Raw genomic sequence first — 19799 nt, 5'->3', positions numbered from 1 at the left:
CGGCTCCGCCCGGACGGTCCCACGGGGCGGCGCCGGGCGTTCAGACCTCGACCATGACCTGCTCCAGGGACTTGCGGACGAGGTCGGGAACCTCGCAGTCGTCGGCGGGGTAGCCGACCGGCAGCACCGCGAAGGCCTTCTCGTTCTCGGGGCGGTTCAGGACGTGCCCGAGGAAGCGCATCGGGCTCGGCGTGTGGATCAGTGCGGCGAGGCCGCTGAGGTGCAGGGCGGACAGCAGCATGCCGACCGCGATGCCGACCGACTCGTCCACGTAGTAGTGCTTGCGCTTCGTACCGTCCGGGCCGAGCCAGTAGCGCTGCTGGAACACCACGATCAGCGCGGGCGCGTCGGTGAGGTGGGTCTTCACGGCGTCCGTGCCGATGGGGCGCAGGGCGGCGAGCCACTCGTCGCCCAGGCGGCCGTCGTAGGAGATCTGCTCCTCCTGTTCGGCGGCGGCCCGGATCTGCCGGCGGATGGCCGGGTCCTTGACCAGGACGAACGTCCACGGCTGCTGATGGGCTCCGGAGGGGGCGGTGGCGGCGCAGGCGATGGCGTCGCGGACGACCTGGTCGGGGACCGGGTCGGGGGAGAAGTGGCGGACCGTGCGCCGCTCGTCCATCCGTTGCCTCAGTTCCGCCGCGCGGGCGAGGGATTCCCGGCTCGGCATGCGCGCGGGCCTGTAGGCGACGGGCCGGTAGGGCTGGCCGTGGGTGGGCGTCCACTGCTGCGTAGTTGGCGACATGGGCAGATCTTCGGGCCGCGCAACCGCCTGATGCCAGGGTCACGTCATGAACCATTGTCCGTTGTGTACTGACAGGGGGGCTATGACCGTGGCGAACGTCGGTCGATTCGTGGACTGGGAGGGCTGCTTCAACGCCCGCGACCTGGGCGGGCTGGGAACCCTCCCGCCGGGGGCCCTCGTACGGGCCGACAGCCTCGACGGGCTCACCGCACGCGGCTGGACCGCACTGGCCGCGCACGGCGTGCGGACCGTCGTCGACCTGCGCAACGACGACGAGAGGGGGGTGGACCACGCCCCGCGCCCGGCCGGCCTGACGACCCTGCGGATCCCCCTCGACGGCATCGAGCACCGGGACTTCTGGGACGTGTGGTGGGGCACTCCGGGCTTCGGCACCCCCGCGTATTTCCGGCCTTTCCTGGAGCGCTTCCCCGACCGCGTGGCGGCCGTCGCCCGCGCCGTCGCCGGGGCCGCGCCCGGAGGCGTCGCCTTCCACTGCGGCCTGGGCCGCGACCGCACCGGGATCGTCGCCCTCGTCCTGCTGCGGCTGGCGGGCGCGACCCCGCGGGAGGTCGCCGACGACCACGGGCTGAGCGAGCCGCGGGTGCGCGCCCGGTACGCGGCGCAGGGCCGCCCGTACGACTCCTCGGAGATCGAGGAGTACGTCTCGGGACTCGGCACCACCGTGCACGCCCTCGCCGAGGACGCCGCCGGACGGCTGGACGCGGAGGCCTACCTGCGCGCGGCCGGGCTGACCGGTGCCGAACGGGAAAGGCTGCGCGGGCGGCTCGGGGGCGTTGGTACGGTCCCGGCATGACCGTCACCCTGACCCTGGCCCACACCGCCCAGCTCGGACCCGGTGAGCCGCGCGAGATCCGGGCCCTGCTCGACGCCGCCTTCGACGGGGACTTCGCCGACGAGGACTTCGAGCACGCCCTCGGCGGCCTGCACGTCCTGCTCCGCGAGGGCGGCCCGGGCGGGCCGCTCGTCGCGCACGGCAGCGTCGTGCAGCGCCGGGTGCTGCACCGGGGCCGGGCCCTGCGCACCGGCTACGTCGAGGCCGTGGCCGTCCGGGCGGACCGGCGCCGGCGCGGGCTCGCCGGGCAGGTCATGGCGACCCTGGAACGCGTGATCGGCGATGCCTACGTCCTGGGCGCGCTGTCCGCGTCGGAGGCCGGGGCCGCCCTGTACGAGGGCCGCGGCTGGCGCCCGCACCCCGGCCCGATCGGGGTACTCGGACCGGCCGGCCCCGAGCGGCTGCCCGACGAGGAGGGCTCCACCTACGTGTGGACGCCGCCCGGCGGCATCCCGCCGGACCCGGCCGGGCGGCTCGACTTCGACTGGCGGGACGGGGACGTCCTGTAGGCCGGACGACCGCCGGAGGCCGCCGCTACGACCCGGAGACGCTGGGCGCGCCCGTCTCGATGTGGCCCGTGTAGCGGCGGGACCAGGTGCCGTCGGAGTCGGCCAAGACCGTGAAGTCGTACCAGCCCTTGTTGTAGGCCACCGCGTTGAACCAGTCCTCGCGCGAGGAACCCGCCGGGACGGTGTACGTCCACGGGCCGTCCGTGCGGTACGCGTTGGAGCGGATGGTGAAGGTGACCGGCGCGGCGGAGGCGTTCGTCATCTTGAACCAGATCGCCGTCTTGCCGGTGCCCGGCTCGACCGCGAAGCGGGCCGCGACCTCCAGCGACTTGCCCGGCTTCGCCGCGTCGCCGATGAAGCGGCGCAGGAAGCGGTTCGGGCCGTACATCGAGATGTCGTACTTGCCGGAGCCGTGCCCGAGCCCGATGTGGAAGTAGTCGGACGTGGCGGCTCCCGGGTCCACCGTGTACTGCCAGGCGGCCGTGTCCCGGTGCTGGTGGGGGTGGATCGAGAAGTGCGCCGCCCGCTTGGCCTGGGCGCCCTGGTTGGTCATCGAGAACCAGGCCACGATCTGGCCGGCGGCCCCGAACTCCAGCCGGTCCAGGTTGCCGTTCACCTGGTAGGGCAGGGTGCGGGCCGGGCGCGTGCCCGTCTCCTGCGCGGGCAGGGCGTTGTCCTGCGGCACCGGGTTGGGGAGCGGGCCGCAGGTCGCCTGCCCGATGACCTTGGCGGTCGAGGGGAGGCCGGCGGGGACCCCGTAGACGGGGCGGGCGAAGTCGAAGACCCCGGTCAGGTCGCCGACGACCTTGCGGCGCCAGGCGCTGATGTTCGGGCAGGCGGCCGGGGTGCCGAGTGCTGCGGTCCAGGTCTCCATGAACCGCAGCACCGAGGTGTGGTCGAAGACCTCCGAGCTCACCCAGCCGCCCCGCGTCCAGGGGGACATCACGAGCATCGGGACACGGAAGCCGAGGCCTATGGGGGCGCCGTCGAGGTACTCGTCGGGGGTGCCGGGCGGGGCGACCGGCGGCGGGACGTGGTCGAAGAACCCGTCGTTCTCGTCGTAGTTGAGGAACAGGACGGTGGAGTCGAAGACCTCCGGGTTCGCGGCGAGCGCCCGGTAGACCAGGTCCACGAAGTGGGCCCCGTCGCCGGGCGGGGCGTAGGGGTGCTCCGAGAAGGCCTCGTTCGCCACGACCCAGGACACCTGCGGCAGGGTGCCGGCCACGACGTCGGCGCGGATGGCGGCCGCGATGTCGTCCGGGGTGGAGCCGGTGACGCGCGGCACCGAGCTCATGCCCCGGTCGTACAGCGGGTTGCCGGGGGCCGCGTCCGTGAAGTTCTTGAAGTAGGCCAGACCGTTGTCCCCGTAGTTGTCCTGGGCGTTCTGGTAGACCTTCCAGCTCATGCCGGCCCGCTGGAGGGCCTCCGCGTACGTCTCCCAGGTCAGGCCGGACTCGTCGCCGCCGTCCTTGCTGGAGGCGTCGATCCGGCCGCTCCACAGGAAGGTGCGGTTGGGGCCGGTGGCGCTGAGGGCGGAGCAGAAGTAGGCGTCGCAGACCGTGTAGTGGTCGGCGAGACCGTAGTGGAACGGAATGTCCTTGCGGTCCAGGTAGCCGAGGGTGCGCGCGTTGCCGACACCGGTGACCCAGTTGTCCATCCGGCCCGTGTTCCAGGCGGCGTGCTGCGAGGTCCAGCTGTGCGGGAGGTCGCCGGTGCACTGGGCCAGGGTCTCGCTGTCGGCGCCGCCCGCGGGCGGGGTGGCGGACAGCTTCCACGGGTACTGGCGGCCGCCCCAGTTGGGCTGGTTGAAGGTGCCCCAGCCGCCCGGGATGTTGCCCGCGGCGCGGTCGGCGAAGCCGCGTACGCCCTTCAGCCTGCCGAAGTAGTGGTCGAAGCTGCGGTTCTCCTGCATCAGGACCACCACGTGCTTCACGTCGGTGATCGTGCCGGTCGCGGCGGCCGCGGCCGCCGACGCCGGCCCGACCGAGGGCAGGGTCGCCCCCGCCACGAGCCCGGCGCCGATTCCCACGAATCCCCTGCGGCTGATCGGTGTCACTGGCTGCCCGCCTCCAACTCAAGTGCCCCGCTGGCACATTGACGGCAAGAGTGACGGCGCCGGGTCCAAAGGTCTACATCCGTGCGGTAAGAAGTCGGTGAACTTCCGGGTGGCCGGAATCAGCTGCCGGTGCGGACGAGCATCTTGCCCAGGTTCTCCCCCCGGAGCATGCCCAGGAAGGCGTCCACCGTGTGCTCGAATCCCTGCACAACGGTGGTATCGGTACCGATCCGGCCGCTGCGCAGATGAGGCACGAGGAGGTCCTCCAGCTCCTCCTGGAGATTGGTGTGATGGCGAACCAATACCCCTTCCAGGCGCAGCGACTTGTGTACGACCTCGAAGAGGTTGCGGGGCGCGGCCGGTGACCGGTCGCCGTTGTACATCGAGATCGCACCGACCCAGGCGATCCGCCCGAACTCGCGCAGGGCGTCGATCGCGCCCTCCAGGTGCTCCCCGCCGACGTTGTCCACGTAGACGTCGATCCCGTCGGGCGCGGCCTTCGCCAGCTGCTCGCCCACCGGCCCGTCGTGGTAGTCGAAGGCCGCGTCGAAGCCGAGGTGCTCCGTGAGGTGGCGGACCTTGGCCGCCGAGCCCGCGCTGCCGATGATCCGGCGGGCGCCGAGCAGCCGGGCGATGTGCCCGGTGGCGGTGCCGACCCCGCCCGCGGCGGCGGAGACGAAGAGGTCCTCGCCCGGCCGCAGGGCGGCGGTGCGGGTGAGGGCGGCGTACGCGGTCAGGCCGGTGCCGCCGAGGACCGACAGGTACGCCTCCAGCGGGACGCCCTCGTGGCCCGGCAGCCTGCGGGTGCCGTCGCTCCCGAGGGTGACCAGCGCGTGGGTGCGCCAGCCCGCGCGGTGGAAGACGAGGTCGCCCTCGGCGAGGCCCGGATCGCGGGAGGCCACGACGCGGCCCACGGAGCGGCCCTCCAGCGGGGCGCCCAGGGCGAAGCCGTCCTCGCCGCCGTCCATCAGGCCCCGGTGGTACGGGTCCACCGAGAGCAGCAGGTTCTCCACCAGCGCGGTCCCGGGGGCCGGCTCCGGGACGGGGAACTCGACGAAGGCGAAGTCGCCGGCGGAGGGGAAGCCGGAGGGGCGGGCGGTCTGGTGGACGGCGAGAGCGGTCTGCGTGGTCATGGCCCAGACGCTAGGAAGGAATCTCCCGGCCGGGCAGGGGGTTGCGTTCATGACAGCCGTCCTTCCATGAATCCCGCTCATAGAACGAGGTGAGGGCCCCGTGGCCGAACTCCTCCCGCAGGAACTGCGGATCCTGGTCGCCGTCGCCGAGACGGGCGGCTTCACCGCCGCGGCCGCCCGGCTCGGGATCGGCCAGTCGGCCGTCTCGCACGCGGTGCGCGGCAGCGAGGCCAAGGTCGGCGCGGTGCTCTTCGAGCGCGGCCGGACCGGGGCCGCGCCCACTCCGGCGGGGGAGCGGGCCGTCGCCCTCGGCCGGCGCATCCTGCGGCTGTACGAGGTACTGGGCGCGGAGGCGCGCGCCGCCGGCCGGAGCGGGGCCGGGCGGGACGCGGCGGCCGGGGTCCTGCGCATCGCCGCCTTCCGCAGCGCGGCCCTGCACCTGCTGCCGCCCGCGCTGGCGCGCCTGACCGCCCGGCACCCCGGGATCCGGCCCGAGGTGCGGGTGGTGCGCGAACTCGGCGCCGGAACCGCGGGGGAGGTCGCCGCGGGGCGCGCCGACCTGGGCATCGCGACGCTGGGCCCGGGGAGTTCCGTACCGCCCGGCCTGCTGAGCGGGGTGCTCGCCCGGGAGACGTACGCGCTGGTGCACCCCGCCGGACACCCGGACCCGAAGGCGCTGCCCCTGCTGGACTGGGACGAGAACTGCGGCTCCTACACCCGCGAGTGGTGGCGGTCCCAGGACTGGATCCCGTCGGCGACGGTGAAGGCGGAGGACGACGCGATGGTGCTGACCATGGTCGGCCGGGGCCTGGGCATGGCGATCCTGCCCGAGCTCTCGCTGCGCGAGGCCACGGACGCCGTGGAGACCGTCGGCCTGGGCCCATCGGGGCCGGTGAGGCAGGTGGGATACGTCACCACACCGGAATCCGCGGCAACCCTCGCCATTCGCGCTCTGATCAGGGAACTCAAGGCTGAGACGGTCTGAAAACGGAGTCGTGAGGAGGTCCATTTCGGGGGTTCCGCGTCTCAGATAGTAGGAAGTCCGAGTAATTGCGGAGACATACAGCCGGACCTGCCCTAGCTTTGTAGGAGCCGAACGTCTCGCCGATCCGGCGAATGGCGGTCGAGAGCGCGCGCCCCTGGCAGGCAACCCCTGCGGCGCCCAGCTCCCCGCCTCTTCCGGCGCCTTGAAGGAACCCCTCATCCGTGGCCCCGCCACGCCGTGATCTCAAGGAGTCGATCACCATGACCCCCACCACCGCCGCAGCCCGCCGCGTCCGCCACTCCTCCCCGGCCGACGCCGACCGCAAGAACGCCGCAGCCGCCCTCCAGCGCGCCCTGGACCGCCGCGACAACGGCGGCTCGACCGGCCACTGAGGCCGCTGCATCACTGAACCCCTGAGGCCACTGGGTCCCGGAGTCCACCGGTGTCCCGGAGTCCACCGGGGCACCTCCCCCTCACACCCCTGGTCGGCTGACATGTCGCGTCCACACGGGTCCACATGGTGGACGCGATATGTCTGAGGGCTGGGACACGGAGTACGGTTTCGCCATGTCGACCAGCATCAATCTCGCAGTGATCCCCGGTGATGGCATCGGCCAGGAAGTCGTGGCTCAGGGACTCAAGGTCCTTACCGCGGTCCTGCCCCAGGATGTGAAGCTGGAGACCAAGGAATACGACCTCGGCGCCCAGCGCTGGCACCGCACCGGTGAGACCCTCCCGGACGCGGAGCTCGAAGCCCTCAAGCACCACGACGCGATCCTGCTGGGCGCCATCGGCGACCCGTCGGTCCCGTCGGGCGTCCTGGAGCGCGGTCTGCTGCTGAAGCTCCGCTTCGCCTTCGACCACTTCATCAACCTGCGCCCCTCGAAGCTCTTCCCCAACACGGCCACCCCGCTCGCCGGCCGTCCGGAGATCGACTTCGTCGTGGTACGCGAGGGCACCGAAGGCCCGTACACCGGCAACGGCGGCTCGCTGCGCACCGGCACCCCGGCCGAGGTGGCCACCGAGGTCAGCGTCAACACCGCCTACGGCGTGGAGCGCGTCGTCCGCGACGCGTACGAGCGGGCCAACGCCCGCCCCCGCAAGAAGCTGACGCTGGTCCACAAGAACAACGTCCTCGTGTACGCGGGCCACCTGTGGAAGAACACCTTCGACAAGGTCGGCCAGGAGTACCCCGAGGTCACCACCGACTACCTGCACGTCGACGCGGCGACGATCTTCTTCGTCACCCAGCCCGAGCGCTTCGACGTCATCGTCACGGACAACCTCTTCGGTGACATCCTCACCGACCTGGCCGCGGCCGTGACCGGCGGCATCGGCCTCGCCGCCTCCGGGAACATCAACCCGACGGGCGCCTTCCCGTCCATGTTCGAGCCCGTCCACGGTTCGGCCCCGGACATCGCGGGCACCGGCAAGGCCGACCCGACCGCGACGATCCTGTCCGTCGCCCTCCTGCTGCGCCACCTCGGCTACGAGGCCCAGGCCGTCCGCATCGAGGACGCGGTCTCCGCCGACCTGGCCGAGCGCGACGGCACCTTCCGTTCCACCGACGCGATCGGCGACGCCCTCGCCGCGCGAGTAGCCGGCTGACCCGCCGCTCCACCTCAGGAAGCCGCCGGGTCGCGACCATCGGACCCGGCGGCTTCTCCTGTGCGGCCCCGGGTGCCACCATCTCCCCTGGGCCGCAAACGCCCCGTTTCACCGAAGCCTGCCCGCGGGCGATAATCGAACGCGAGGCCGCGGAATACGGGGAAGCTCGGACGTCCTAGTACGCCGTGAGCGCGGTCCGCCCTACCCAACCGGTGAAGGACAAGCACTCATGACGACGCCCACGATCGAGCTGAAGCCCTCCTCGAACCCTCTGTCCGACGCGGAGCGAGAGGCGATCCTGACCAGCCCCGGTTTCGGCCGCCACTTCACCGATCACATGGTGACCATCAAGTGGACCGAGGGCCGCGGCTGGCACGACGCCGAGCTCGTCCCGTACGCGCCGCTGTCGATGGACCCGGCCAACATGACCCTGCACTACGCGCAGACGATCTTCGAGGGTCTCAAGGCGTACAAGCAGCCCGACGGCAGCGTGGCCACCTTCCGCCCCGAGGCCAACGCCGCGCGCTTCCAGGCCTCCGCCCGCCGCATGGCCATGCCGGAACTGCCGTCGGACCTGTTCATCGCCGCGTGCGACGCCCTCATCGCGCAGGACCGCGCCTGGGTGCCGGACTCCGGTGAGGCCTCCCTCTACCTGCGGCCCTTCATGTTCGCCTCCGAGGTCGGCCTGGGCGTCCGCCCGGCCAACGAGTTCCTCTTCATGGTCATCGCCTCCCCGGCGGGCGCCTACTTCCCCGGCGGCGTGAAGCCCGTCTCCGTCTGGCTCTCCGAGGAGTACGTCCGCGCGGTCAAGGGCGGCACCGGCGCCGCGAAGACCGGCGGCAACTACGCGGCCTCCCTCGTCGCCCAGGCCCAGGCCGCCTCCCACGGCTGCGACCAGGTCGTGTGGCTCGACGCCGTCGAGCACCGCTGGATCGAGGAGATGGGCGGCATGAACCTGTACTTCGTGTACACCGAGGCGGACGGCACCCGGCGCATCGTCACCCCGGAGCTCACCGGCTCGCTGCTGCCGGGCATCACCCGCGACTCCCTCCTCACCATCGCCCGCGACCTCGGCTACACCGCCGAGGAGGGCCGGATCACCACCGAGGACTGGAAGCGCGACAACGAGAACGGCACCCTCACCGAGGTGTTCGCCTGCGGCACCGCGGCCGTCATCACCCCGGTCGGCTCGGTCAAGTCCGCCCGCGCCGACTGGATCCAGGGCGACGGCGAGCCCGGCGAGGTCACGATGGAACTCCGCAAGGCGCTCCTCGACCTCCAGACCGGACGCGCCGCCGACGCCCACGGCTGGATGCACCCGCTCGGCTAGCCGTACGGGCGCGCCCCGCGCCCCGCTCACGACAGGAGGGCCCCCGACCGCATCGGCCGGGGGCCCTCCTGTCGTGCGCACGCCCTCGCGGGCGCCCTGTCCGCGGGCCCGGATCAGCGGCCCCGCTTGCGCGCGGCCCGCCTGGCGCGCCGCGCGTCGACCCGCGCGGAGCCGTCCGGCAGCATGCTGACCAGGGCGTCGCCGAAGAAGTAGAAGAACCAGCCGATCCCCTTGAGGATGCGGATGATCACAGGGCCTGCGAGGTCGTCCATACGTGTTCCGTGTTCTCCCCTTGTTCCTGTGCGGGACCGGCGGGCTCGGCGGCCGCGGACCGGGAGGTCAGCGCGGCGTACACCAGCCCGCCGACGAGTCCCGAGAGGACGAAGCTGCAGTCCACGCCGCCCGTGAGCGCCAGCAGGGGGCCCTCGTAGAACGGTGTGGTGACGGCCGCGAGGCCGGTCAGGGCTCCGAGTGCCCAGGACACCGTCGCACGCGGGTTCCACCCCCCGCTGTACCAGTAGACGCCGCCGCGGGCCCGCTGGTTGAACACCTGGAGTGACCTCTCGTCGTACCGGCCGCGGCAGCGCACGTACCCGATCAGGGTGATGACGGCCCAGGGGGTGCCGATCGCGGTGAGGAGGAGGACGAAGGAGGTCATCGCCGCCTGGGCGTTCCAGCCGAAGGAGCCGATGAAGACGAAGGCGGTGGCGACGGCCGCGGCGACCAGGGTGGCCGTGGTCCGGGTGGCCTTCGGGACGATCGCGTCGAGGTCCAGGCCCATGGAGTAGAGCATCAGGCCGGCGTTGCCGACGGACCCGGCCGCGGCCGCCACCAGCAGCGGGACGAGGTACCAGAACGGGGCGGCGGCCACGAGCGGCCCGGCGTAGTCGGCTCCGGCGCGGGCGGCGAGCGCGGTGTACGTGCCGAAGAGCTGCGGGATCAGCAGGCCGAACAGCAGGCCGACGGCGGTGGCCCAGAGCACCTTGCGGGAGCTGTGCCGGCGCGGGGAGATGTAGCGGGTGTAGTCGCCGAGCAGGGTGATGAAGGCCACCGGGCCGCTGAGCCCGGCGGCGACGGTGGCGAGCAGCCACGTGGGCCAGAAGGAACCCAGCAGGTACGAGCTGTCCGGCGGCGCGGCGGCGGTGAAGTCGGGGGCGTAGGCGAGGACGCCGACGGCCAGCAGGACCACCATGGCGACCGACAGGACCTTGCTCATGCGCAGCAGCAGCCGGTAGCCGAAGACGGCCCCGACGACGGTACAGGCGGCCAGTAGGCCGTACATCGCGGCCCGGGTGAGGCCGGTGTCGGGCAGCCCGGTGAGCCGGGACAGGGCCCCGACCATCACGTCGCCGCCGATCCACAGGGTCAGCGCGGTGTAGCCGAGCGAGAGCAGGAGGCCCACCACCGAGCCGACCAGCCGGCCGCGGACGCCGAACTGGGCGCCGCTGGAGGTGGACAGGTTGGTCGCGGTGCGCAGGGAGACCAGCGCGAGCGGAGCGGTGAAGGCGATGCCGACGAGGGTGCCGGTCACGACGGCCGTGACCGAAGGCCACAGCCCCAGTCCGAAGGACGGCGGCAGCCAGCCGAAGACGATCACACCGAGGCAGAGGTTCGAGCCGAGGAGGATCGCGACGAGGTCGCGGGGACCGCTCGTCCGCTCCTCCTCCGGGACGGTGTCGACTCCGCGCTGTTCGATGGGCATGGGGGGACTCCCTTGGCAGGGCGGGGGGTGGTTGCGCAGGTGTTTGAGCGACACTCAATGTGACTCAGGCTTTGCCCCCAGGTCAATGATTCCCTGCAAGGAAATGAAGAGTTAGAGTGATGCTCTAACCCATCGACTCAAGAGGTGGTGGATCGGCGTGCGGCTGACCCCTACGGAGCGCGACCGGCTGCTGTTGCGCAGCGCCGCGGAACTGGCCCGGGCCCGGCGGGCCCGGGGCCTGAAGCTCAATGTCCCGGAGGCCACGGCGCTGATCGCCGACACCGTCTGCGAGGCCGCGCGCGACGGCAAGCGCCTGGCGGAGGCCATCGAGGAGGCCCGCGGCGTGCTCGGCCCGGACGACGTACTGCCCGGCGTGTCCGACGTGGTCACCGAGGTGCACGTGGAGGCCGTCTTCGACGACGGTTCCCGCCTCGCGGTGGTCTCCGCGCCCATCCGGGGCGCCGCCCCGCTCGGCGACGAGGCCCCCGGCGCGGTCGTACCGGGCCCGGGCGCACCGCAGCCCGAGCCGCAGCTGCACCTGCACGTGCGCAACACCGCCTCCGTGCCGGTGAGCGTCACCTCCCACTTCCACTTCTTCGAGGCCAACCCCCGGCTCGACTTCGACCGGGCCGCCGCCTACGGCATGCGCCTGTGCGTGCCCGCCGGCTCCTCCGTACGGTTCGACCCGCACGGCGAGGCCGAGGTCGGTCTCGTCCCGATCGGCGGCGAGCGCATCGCCATCGGCTTCGCGGGCCTGGTCGACGGCCCGCTGGACGCCCCCGGAGCGAAGGAAGAGGCCCTGCGCCGTGCCGCGGCCTGCGGCTACCTCGGCGTCGTCGCCACCGACACCGCCACCGACACCGACACCGCCACCGACACCGCGGACGGAGACCCGGCGTGAGCAAGAAGACCCCGCACAGCGACCACTGCGCCCCCGGCAGCCGGCACATCGACCCGCGCGAGTACGCCTCCGTCTTCGGTCCCCGCGCGGGCGACCGGGTACGGCTCGGTGACTCCGGGCTCACCGTCCGGGTGGAGCACGACGCGCAGAAGCCCGGCGACGAGTTCCTGGCCGGTTTCGGCAAGACGGCCCGCGACGGCCTGCACCTGAAGGCCGCCGCCGTCCGCGAGACCTGCGACGTCGTGATCAGCAACGTCCTGGTCATCGACGCGGTCCTCGGGATCCGCAAGGTGTCCATCGGCATCCGCGAGGGCCGCATCCACGCGATCGGCCGGGCCGGCAACCCCGACACCCTCGACGGCGTCGACGTCGTCGTCGGCACCGGCACCTCGATCGTCTCCGGAGAAGGCCTGATCGCCACCGCCGGAGCCGTGGACACGCACGTCCACCTGCTGTCCCCGCGCATCATGGAGGCCTCGCTCGCCGCGGGCGTCACCACGATCATCGGCCAGGAGTTCGGCCCGGTCTGGGGCGTCGGCGTCAACTCGCCGTGGGCGCTCAAACACGCCTTCAACGCCTTCGACGCCTGGCCCGTGAACATCGGTTTCCTGGCCCGCGGCTCGTCCTCGGACGCGGCCCCGCTGGTCGAGGCGCTGGCCGAGGGCGGAGCCAGCGGTTTCAAGGTCCACGAGGACATGGGCGCCCACACCCGGGCCCTGGACACCGCGCTGCGGGTGGCCGAGGAGCACGACGTGCAGGTGGCCCTGCACAGCGACGGCCTCAACGAATGCCTGTCCGTCGAGGACACCCTGCGCGTCCTGGACGGCCGGACCATCCACGCCTTCCACATCGAGGGCTGCGGCGGCGGGCACGTGCCCAACGTGCTGAAGATGGCGGGCGTGCCGAACGTGATCGGCTCCTCCACCAACCCCACCCTGCCCTTCGGACGGGACGCGGTCGCCGAGCACTACGGCATGATCGTCTCGGTCCACGACCTCAAGCCGGACCTGCCCGGCGACGCGGCCATGGCCCGCGACCGGATCCGCGCCGGGACGATGGGGGCCGAGGACGTCCTGCACGACCTGGGCGCCATCGGCATCACCTCCTCCGACGCCCAGGGCATGGGCCGGGCCGGCGAGACCATCCGCCGCACCTTCGCCATGGCCGCCAAGATGAAGGGCGAACTGGGACCGCTGGCCGGCGACGGCGAGGGCGACGACAATGCCCGCGTCCTGCGCTACATGGCCAAGCTGACCATCAACCCGGCCATCGCCCACGGCCTGTCCCACGAGATCGGCTCCATCGAGGTCGGCAAACTCGCCGACATCGTGCTGTGGCGCCCCCCGTTCTTCGGCGCCAAACCACAGCTCGTCCTCAAGTCCGGCTTCCCCGCCTACGGCGTCACCGGCGACCCCAACGCCGCCACCGACACCTGCGAACCGCTCGTGCTCGGCCCCCTGTTCGGCGCCCACGGCGCCACCCCCGCCGACATCTCCGTCGCCTTCGTCTCCGCCGCGGCCGCCGCGCTCGGCTCCGACGAGATGCCCACGCGCCGTCGCCGCGTCGCCGTCCGCGGCACCCGCGGCATCGGCCCGAAGGACATGCTCCTGAACTCCCGGGTGGGCGCGGTCGACGTGGACGCGCGCAGCGGACTCGTCTCCCTCGACGGCGAACCGCTGCGCTCCGAAGCGGCCGAATCGGTCTCCCTGAACCGCCTGTACTTCTTGTAAGCCGCCCCGCTTGCAGAGCCCTTAAGGACCCCTGCCATGACCACGAACAAGCCCGCCGACGCCGGATTCCGGATGCCCGCCGAGTGGACCCCGCACGAGCGCACCTGGATGGCCTGGCCCAGCCCCAACCCCACCTTCACCAACGAGCAGGAGCTCGCCGAGGCCCGCGAGGCATGGGGCGCCGTCGCCCGCGCGGTCCGCTCGTACGAGCCCGTGACCCTCGTCGTCTCCCCGGGTGACGCCGAGAGCGCCCGCGCGGTCGTCGGCGAGGACGTACAGCTCGTCGAGCGCGAACTCGACGACGCCTGGATGCGCGACATCGGCCCCACCTTCGTCACCAACGACGCGGGCGAACTGGCCGCGGTCGACTGGACCTTCAACGGCTGGGGCGCCCAGGAGTGGGCCCGCTGGGAGCACGACTCCAAGGTCGCCCGCCACGTCTCCGACCTGGCCGGCACCCGCACGTACAGCACCCGGCTCGTCAACGAGGGCGGCGCCATCCACGTCGACGGCGAGGGCACCGTGCTCCTCACCGACACCGTGCAGCTCGGCGAGGGCCGCAACCCCGGCTGGACCCGCCAGCAGGTCGAGGCCGAGATCCACGCCCACCTCGGCACCACCAAGGCGATCTGGCTCCCGTACGGCCTGGCCGGCGACTACGGCACCTACGGCACCCAGGGCCACGTCGACATCGTCGCCGCGTTCGCCCGCCCCGGCGTGGTCATGGTCCACACCCAGCCCGACCCCGCCCACCCCGACCACGAGCGCTGCAAGACCATCGCCGCCATCCTGCGCTCCTCCACCGACGCGCGCGGCCGGCTGCTGGAGGTCGTGGAGGTCCCGGCCCCGACGGTGCTGGAGGAGGACGGCGAGTGGGTCGACTACTCGTACATCAACCACTACCTCTGCAACGGAGGCGTCGTGCTGTGCGCCTTCGACGACCCGCGCGACGAGGAGGCCGCCGAGATCTTCCGCGGCCTGTTCCCCGAGCGGACCGTGACCCTCGTTGACGCACGTACGATTTTCGCCGGGGGTGGCGGTATCCACTGCATCACCCAGCAGCAGCCGAAGGTCTGACCTGCGGCGGACCTGATGAAGGAGTGGCCCATGGTGGCGGGTGGAGTACCGGTACGGGCGGCGCGCAAGAACGCGCCCCCGCGCGAGGACGTACTCGTCGCCGCCATGGCCACGATCGCCGAGCGCGGTCTGGAGGGCCTGACCATGGCCGGCCTGGGCCGCCAGGTCGGCATGAGCAGCGGCCACCTCCTCTACTACTTCGGCAGCAAGGACGAGCTCCTGCTGCGGACCCTGGAGTGGAGCGAGACCGCCCTGGGCACCCAGCGACGGGCCCTGCTGTCCCGCCGCGGCCCGGTGCGCGAGCGCCTCCAGGCGTACGTCGACCTGTACGTCCCCGACGGCCCCCGCGACCCGCACTGGACCCTGTGGCTGGAAGTCTGGAACCGCTCCCAGAACGCCGGCCCCCAGGAACGCGACCGGCAGGCCGCCATCGAGGGCGCCTGGCACCGCGACCTGGTCGCCCTGCTCGCCGAGGGCGTCTCGCGCGGGGAGTTCCGGCCGGTGGACCCCGACCGGTTCGCCGCCAGGATCAGGGCCCTCCTCGACGGCTTCAGCATCCAGGTCGCCGTCGGCCTGCCCGGGATAGGGCGCGACGACATCCTCGAACACGTACGGGAGTTCCTCACCGACACCCTCACCGCCCCGGCCTGACCCCCGGGCCCCCACCCGTGCGGGGCTGCCCGCATCGTGAGATCGCCGTCCACGCACGGCGAACGGTATGGCACACTGCGAACGTGCCTGCTCAGCTCATGATTATGGACAGCAGCGCGCCGGTCCTCAGTGACCGCTGAATCGTGGAAGACCTTCGCGGCAGCGGCCACCGTGCCTCAGACCCGCGCGCAGACCTCTCGCACCCGCGAGGGGTCTTTTCGTTTCCCGGCCCGAAATCATGCCGGGACCGGGCGGCGCGCGATGATGGGGGCAGTGGATCCCGGGCTTCCGGAACCACTCATCCGACAGGAGTCAGATCAGCATGACGACGACAGAGGCGACGGAGCCGACCGAGCCCACCGAGCCGACCGAGCCGTCTTCGGGTCTCGCCGACAGCTTCCACGTCTTCGACACCACCCTCCGCGACGGCGCCCAGCGCGAGGGCATCAACCTCACCGTCGCGGACAAGCTGACGATCGCCCGCCACCTCGACGACTTCGGCGTCGGCTTCATCGAGGGCGGCTGGCCCGGCGCCAACCCCCGCGACACGGAGTTCTTCGCCCGCGCCCGCGCCGAGATCGACTTCAAGCACGCCCGGCTCGTCGCCTTCGGAGCCACCCGCCGGGCCGGCGGCTCCGCCGCCCAGGACCCCCAGGTCCGCGCCCTCCTGGAATCCGGCGCCCCCGTCATCACCCTGGTCGCCAAGTCCCACGACCGGCACGTCGAGCTCGCGCTGCGCACCACCCTCGACGAGAACCTGGAGATGGTCCGCGACACCGTCGCCCACCTCGTCGCACAGGGCCGCCGCGTCTTCGTCGACTGCGAGCACTTCTTCGACGGCTACCGCGCCAACCCCGAGTACGCCAAGTCCGTCGTGCGCGCCGCCCACGAGGCCGGCGCCGACGTCGTCATCCTCTGCGACACCAACGGCGGCATGCTGCCCGCGCAGATCTCCGCCACCGTCGCGACCGTCCTCGCCGACACCGGTGCCCGCCTCGGCATCCACGCCCAGGACGACACCGGCTGCGCCGTCGCCAACACCCTGGCCGCCGTCGACGCGGGCGCCACCCACGTCCAGTGCACCGCGAACGGCTACGGCGAGCGCGTCGGCAACGCCAACCTCTTCCCCGTCGTGGCGGCCCTGGAGATCAAGTACGGCCGTACGGTCCTCCCCGCGGGCGCGCTCGCCGAGATGACCCGGATCTCGCACGCCATCGCCGAGGTCGTCAACCTCACGCCCTCCACCCACCAGCCCTACGTCGGCGTCTCCGCGTTCGCCCACAAGGCCGGCCTGCACGCCTCGGCCATCAAGGTCGACCCCGACCTGTACCAGCACATCGACCCCGAGCGGGTCGGCAACACCATGCGCATGCTCGTCTCCGACATGGCCGGCCGCGCCTCCATCGAGCTCAAGGGCAAGGAGCTCGGCGTCGACCTCGGCGGGGACCGCGCGCTGATCGCCCGGGTCGTCGAGCGGGTCAAGGAGCGGGAGCTCCAGGGCTACACGTACGAGGCCGCCGACGCCTCCTTCGAGCTGCTGCTGCGGGCCGAGGTCGAGGGCCGGGCCCGCAAGTACTTCCGTACCGAGTCCTGGCGGGCGATCGTCGAGGACCGCCCGGACGGCACCCACGCCAACGAGGCCACGGTCAAGCTGTGGGCCAAGGGCGAGCGGATCGTCGCGACGGCCGAGGGCAACGGCCCGGTCAACGCCCTGGACCGGGCCCTGCGGGTGGCTCTGGAGCGGTTCTACCCCCAGCTGGCCAAGTTCGAGCTGGTCGACTACAAGGTCCGCATCCTGGAGGGCACGCACGGCACGGAGTCCACGACCCGCGTCCTGATCGCCACGACGGACGGCGTCCGCGAGTGGTCCACGGTGGGTGTCGCACCCAACGTGATCGCCGCCTCCTGGCAGGCCCTGGAGGACGCCTACACCTTCGGTCTGCTCCACGCGGGCGTCGAACCGGCGGAGTAGTCCGGCGGCGGGTCGACGCCGACCGCCCGTACCTCGCCGGCACCCGGCCCGGCGAGGCGCGCGTCCGGGTCAGGGCCGGGTCGGCCGGTCTTATGTCCCGTTAACACGGGAAACACCCGGTTCGGGTAGCGTCGTACGCATGAGGACCAGGCTGATATCCGTACGTTTCGGACCGCTGCTGGCCGGTCTGCTGCTGGCCCTGTCGACGACCGCCCTCGTGGCCGCCCCGCAGGCATCGGCCGCCACCGGGGTCACCGCCGTGGGGGAGGCCCTCAAGACGGGCCCGGTCTACGTCGACCCCGGCGCCCGGGACCAGCTCTCCGCGGCGCAGGCCGACGCCCTGGCCGACAAGATCAAGGACGCCGGCAAGCCCGTCTTCGTCGCCGTGCTGCCCGCCACCGCGGAGTTCCCGCAGGACAAGGTGCTCGGCGCGATCCGCGCCGAGACCGGCATCACCGGGCTGTACGCGATCCGCCTCGGCGACGGCTTCAACGCCGGCGCCGACCGGGCCGTGATGCCCGCCAACGCCGTACGGAACCTCACCGAGGCCGTGAAGACCGGCACCCCGGCGGACGCGGCCACCCAGCTCGACCACTTCGTCGACCAGGCCCTGAGCCAGGCCAAGGGCACCGCCCCCGCCTCCTGGGGCACCACCGGGGCCTCCGACGGCGCCCCGGTCGGCGGGCTCATCGCCCTCGGCGCGGTGGCCGCACTCGGCGGCGGCGGCGCCTACCTCCTGGTGAAGCGGAACCGCCAGAAGAAGGAGGAGGCGCGGCGCGAGGCGATCGCCCGGCTCTCCGTGGTCGTGGACGAGGACATCACGGCCTTCGGTGAGGAGCTGGAGCGCCTGGACTTCCACCCCGGCGAGCCCGGCGCCGACGACGCCATGCGCAAGGACTACGAACAGGGCCTCGACTCGTATGAGAAGGCCAAGCAGATCATGGGCTCGGTCCAGCGCCCCGAAGAGGTGCAGGGCGTGACCCAGGCGCTGGAGGACGGCCGGTACGCCCTGGCCAGCCTCGACGCGCGCCGCCAGGGCCGGCCGCTGCCCGAGCGCCGCCTGCCCTGCTTCTTCGACCCGCGGCACGGGCCGAGCACCGAGGACGCCGCCTGGGCCCCGGCGGGCGGGGCCCACCGCACCGTGCCGGTCTGCGCGGCGGACGCCGTACGCCTGCGCGACGGCCTCGACCCGGCGGTCCGCACCGTCGACACCGAGCGCGGGCCGCGCCCGTACTACGACGCCGGCCCGGCGTACGGTCCCTGGGCCGGCGGCTACTTCGGCGGGGGCATCCTGCCGGGCCTGCTGATGGGCACGATGCTCGGTTCGATGATGTCCAGCCCCGCCTACGCCTCGGACTTCGGCGGCGCGGGGAGCGGCTTCGAGGGCGGGGACGTCTCCGGAGCCGACTTCAACCCGTCCGACTTCGGCGGCGGGGACTTCGGCGGCGGTGGCGGGTTCGACGGGGGCGGCGGGTTCGACGGCGGGGGCGGCTGGTAGCCGCCCCCGGGGCCGCGTCCGTCCGGGATCAGGCCTGCTTGATCGCGGAGATGTCGAAGGTCAGCTTCACCTTGTCGCTGACCATGACACCGCCCGCCTCCAGCGCGGCGTTCCAGGTCAGGCCCCAGTCGGAGCGCAGGATCTCGGCGCCGCCCTCGAAGCCGACGCGCTCGTTGCCGTAGACGTCGGTGGCCGAGCCGGTGAACTCCAGGTCGATGGAGAGCGGGCGGGTGACGTCCTTGATCGTCAGCTCGCCGGTGATGCGGTACGCGTCCCCGCCGAGCGCGGCCGCGCCGGTGGAGTGGAAGGTCATCAGCGGGAAGAGCTCCGCGTCGAAGAAGTCGCCGCCCCGCAGGTGGGCGTCGCGGTCGGCGATGCCGGTGCCGACCGAGGCGATCTTGACGTCGATGACCGCCGAGGAGCGGGAGGGGTCGCTGCCGTCGAGGTGGAGGGTGCCCTCGTGCTCGGCGAAGCTGCCGCGCACGTTGGTGACCATCGCGTGCCGGACGGTGAAGCCGATGCTGCTGTGCGCGGCGTCGATGACGTAGTCGCCGGTGAGGGCGGCGAGCGCGGGGTCCACTTCGAGCGTGGCGACGGCGGTGGGGGCGGTACGGCGGGTGAAGAGACCCATGGCTTCCTCCTCGGAAGATCCTGCTGCGGGCGGTGCGGGGTCCAACGTGTTCATTGAACTTTCAACGAGAATGACGCTAGACCCATTCCGTTCAATTTTCAACTTCTCTTGCGGGCGTCCCGTGGTTTTGTAGGACTCGCACAAAGGCCCAAGGTCCCGACTGGGGGAGTCCCTGCATTCTTCGGAGGTTCTGTCCGGGCCGGACAGCGGATCGGGTCCGAGACTGTGCGGAATCAACGGAGGGTTTTCGTGCTCGCACTTCGTAAGGTCGGTACATGACCGTTGTGGACCAGACTTCGAGCGAGCCGACGGATGCCCGTGGACGCGTGGCCGAGCTGCACTCCCTCCGTGAGGAGGCGCGGCGTGGGCCGAGTGACCGGGCGACGGAGGCGCAGCACGCCAAGGGCAAGCTGACCGCCCG

General features: G+C 72.2%; 18 protein-coding genes. 12 read left to right on the top strand and 6 right to left on the bottom strand.

Annotated features, from left to right (window positions below; translation table 11 throughout):
* Positions 1-40 precede the first annotated feature (40 nt).
* A complete protein-coding gene (locus tag ABZZ17_RS23440) occupies positions 41-742 on the bottom strand; it encodes a nitroreductase family protein (protein WP_356878262.1) in 702 nt (233 codons plus the stop codon).
* An 82-nt stretch (positions 743-824) separates the two neighbouring features.
* Between ABZZ17_RS23440 and ABZZ17_RS23435 the strand changes: the two genes are divergently transcribed.
* Positions 825-1556 carry a tyrosine-protein phosphatase gene (locus ABZZ17_RS23435; protein WP_356878261.1) on the top strand — a complete coding sequence of 244 codons (732 nt, stop codon included), beginning with the start codon at positions 825-827 and terminating at the stop codon, positions 1554-1556.
* Entirely contained in the window at positions 1553-2104 is a 552-nt protein-coding gene (locus tag ABZZ17_RS23430) for a GNAT family N-acetyltransferase (protein WP_356878260.1), read from the top strand. Before ABZZ17_RS23435 ends, ABZZ17_RS23430 begins: the two co-directional genes overlap by 4 nt.
* A gap of 25 nt (positions 2105-2129) precedes the next feature.
* Here ABZZ17_RS23430 and ABZZ17_RS23425 read toward each other — a convergent pair whose 3' ends face one another.
* Positions 2130-4160, bottom strand: a complete 2031-nt coding sequence (locus ABZZ17_RS23425; protein WP_356878259.1) for a phosphocholine-specific phospholipase C — start codon at positions 4158-4160, stop codon at positions 2130-2132.
* Between the two features lie 119 nt (positions 4161-4279).
* Entirely contained in the window at positions 4280-5293 is a 1014-nt protein-coding gene (locus ABZZ17_RS23420; RefSeq protein WP_356878258.1) for an NADP-dependent oxidoreductase, read from the bottom strand.
* Positions 5294-5393: 100 nt separating this feature from the next.
* Between ABZZ17_RS23420 and ABZZ17_RS23415 the strand changes: the two genes are divergently transcribed.
* The 4 genes from ABZZ17_RS23415 to ABZZ17_RS23400 all read left to right on the top strand — a co-directional run bounded on the left by ABZZ17_RS23415 (position 5394) and on the right by ABZZ17_RS23400 (position 9216).
* Positions 5394-6278, top strand: a complete 885-nt coding sequence (locus tag ABZZ17_RS23415; protein ID WP_356878257.1) for a LysR family transcriptional regulator — start codon at positions 5394-5396, stop codon at positions 6276-6278.
* Positions 6279-6538: 260 nt separating this feature from the next.
* A complete protein-coding gene (locus ABZZ17_RS23410; RefSeq protein ID WP_281206921.1) occupies positions 6539-6670 on the top strand; it encodes a hypothetical protein in 132 nt (43 codons plus the stop codon).
* A 175-nt stretch (positions 6671-6845) separates the two neighbouring features.
* Entirely contained in the window at positions 6846-7886 is a 1041-nt protein-coding gene (locus tag ABZZ17_RS23405; protein ID WP_356878256.1) for a 3-isopropylmalate dehydrogenase, read from the top strand.
* 229 nt (positions 7887-8115) lie between these two features.
* Positions 8116-9216: a branched-chain amino acid aminotransferase gene (locus ABZZ17_RS23400; RefSeq protein ID WP_356878255.1), complete on the top strand. Its 1101-nt coding sequence runs from the start codon at positions 8116-8118 to the stop codon at positions 9214-9216.
* A gap of 113 nt (positions 9217-9329) precedes the next feature.
* On the opposite strand, the gene ABZZ17_RS23395 is transcribed toward ABZZ17_RS23400, so the two are convergent.
* Both ABZZ17_RS23395 and ABZZ17_RS23390 read right to left on the bottom strand, forming a co-directional pair.
* Positions 9330-9488, bottom strand: coding sequence for a hypothetical protein (locus ABZZ17_RS23395; RefSeq protein ID WP_356878254.1), 159 nt, complete (start codon positions 9486-9488; stop codon positions 9330-9332).
* On the bottom strand, positions 9464-10918 hold the full coding sequence (locus tag ABZZ17_RS23390) for a cytosine permease (protein ID WP_356878253.1): 1455 nt from the start codon (positions 10916-10918) through the stop codon (positions 9464-9466). The genes ABZZ17_RS23395 and ABZZ17_RS23390 overlap by 25 nt, the downstream gene beginning before the upstream one ends.
* A gap of 157 nt (positions 10919-11075) precedes the next feature.
* Between ABZZ17_RS23390 and ureA the strand changes: the two genes are divergently transcribed.
* From ureA to ABZZ17_RS23360, 6 genes are all read left to right on the top strand, one after another.
* Positions 11076-11819 carry an urease subunit gamma gene (gene ureA / locus ABZZ17_RS23385; RefSeq protein ID WP_356878252.1) on the top strand — a complete coding sequence of 248 codons (744 nt, stop codon included), beginning with the start codon at positions 11076-11078 and terminating at the stop codon, positions 11817-11819.
* Positions 11816-13549 (top strand): urease subunit alpha, encoded by a 1734-nt coding sequence (locus tag ABZZ17_RS23380; RefSeq protein ID WP_356878251.1) that lies wholly within the window; start codon positions 11816-11818, stop codon positions 13547-13549. The genes ureA and ABZZ17_RS23380 overlap by 4 nt, the downstream gene beginning before the upstream one ends.
* Before the next feature lie 36 nt (positions 13550-13585).
* Complete coding sequence (locus ABZZ17_RS23375) at positions 13586-14626, top strand: agmatine deiminase family protein (RefSeq protein WP_356878250.1); 1041 nt, start codon at positions 13586-13588, stop codon at positions 14624-14626.
* 30 nt (positions 14627-14656) lie between these two features.
* The gene (locus ABZZ17_RS23370) at positions 14657-15277 is read left to right on the top strand and encodes a TetR/AcrR family transcriptional regulator (protein WP_356878249.1); all 621 of its coding nucleotides are present in this window, start codon (positions 14657-14659) and stop codon (positions 15275-15277) included.
* A gap of 322 nt (positions 15278-15599) precedes the next feature.
* Entirely contained in the window at positions 15600-17249 is a 1650-nt protein-coding gene (cimA, locus tag ABZZ17_RS23365; protein ID WP_356878248.1) for a citramalate synthase, read from the top strand.
* 139 nt (positions 17250-17388) lie between these two features.
* Positions 17389-18747 (top strand): hypothetical protein, encoded by a 1359-nt coding sequence (locus tag ABZZ17_RS23360; protein ID WP_356878247.1) that lies wholly within the window; start codon positions 17389-17391, stop codon positions 18745-18747.
* A 28-nt stretch (positions 18748-18775) separates the two neighbouring features.
* Here ABZZ17_RS23360 and ABZZ17_RS23355 read toward each other — a convergent pair whose 3' ends face one another.
* On the bottom strand, positions 18776-19378 hold the full coding sequence (locus ABZZ17_RS23355) for a YceI family protein (protein WP_356878246.1): 603 nt from the start codon (positions 19376-19378) through the stop codon (positions 18776-18778).
* Between the last annotated feature and the right edge of the window lie 421 nt (positions 19379-19799).

This window comes from Streptomyces sp. NPDC006512 (assembly GCF_040611935.1).
GTDB lineage: Bacteria > Actinomycetota > Actinomycetes > Streptomycetales > Streptomycetaceae > Streptomyces.
The sequence above is the reverse complement of the archived record's forward strand: the minus strand, read 5'-3'. Positions and strand labels throughout refer to the sequence as shown.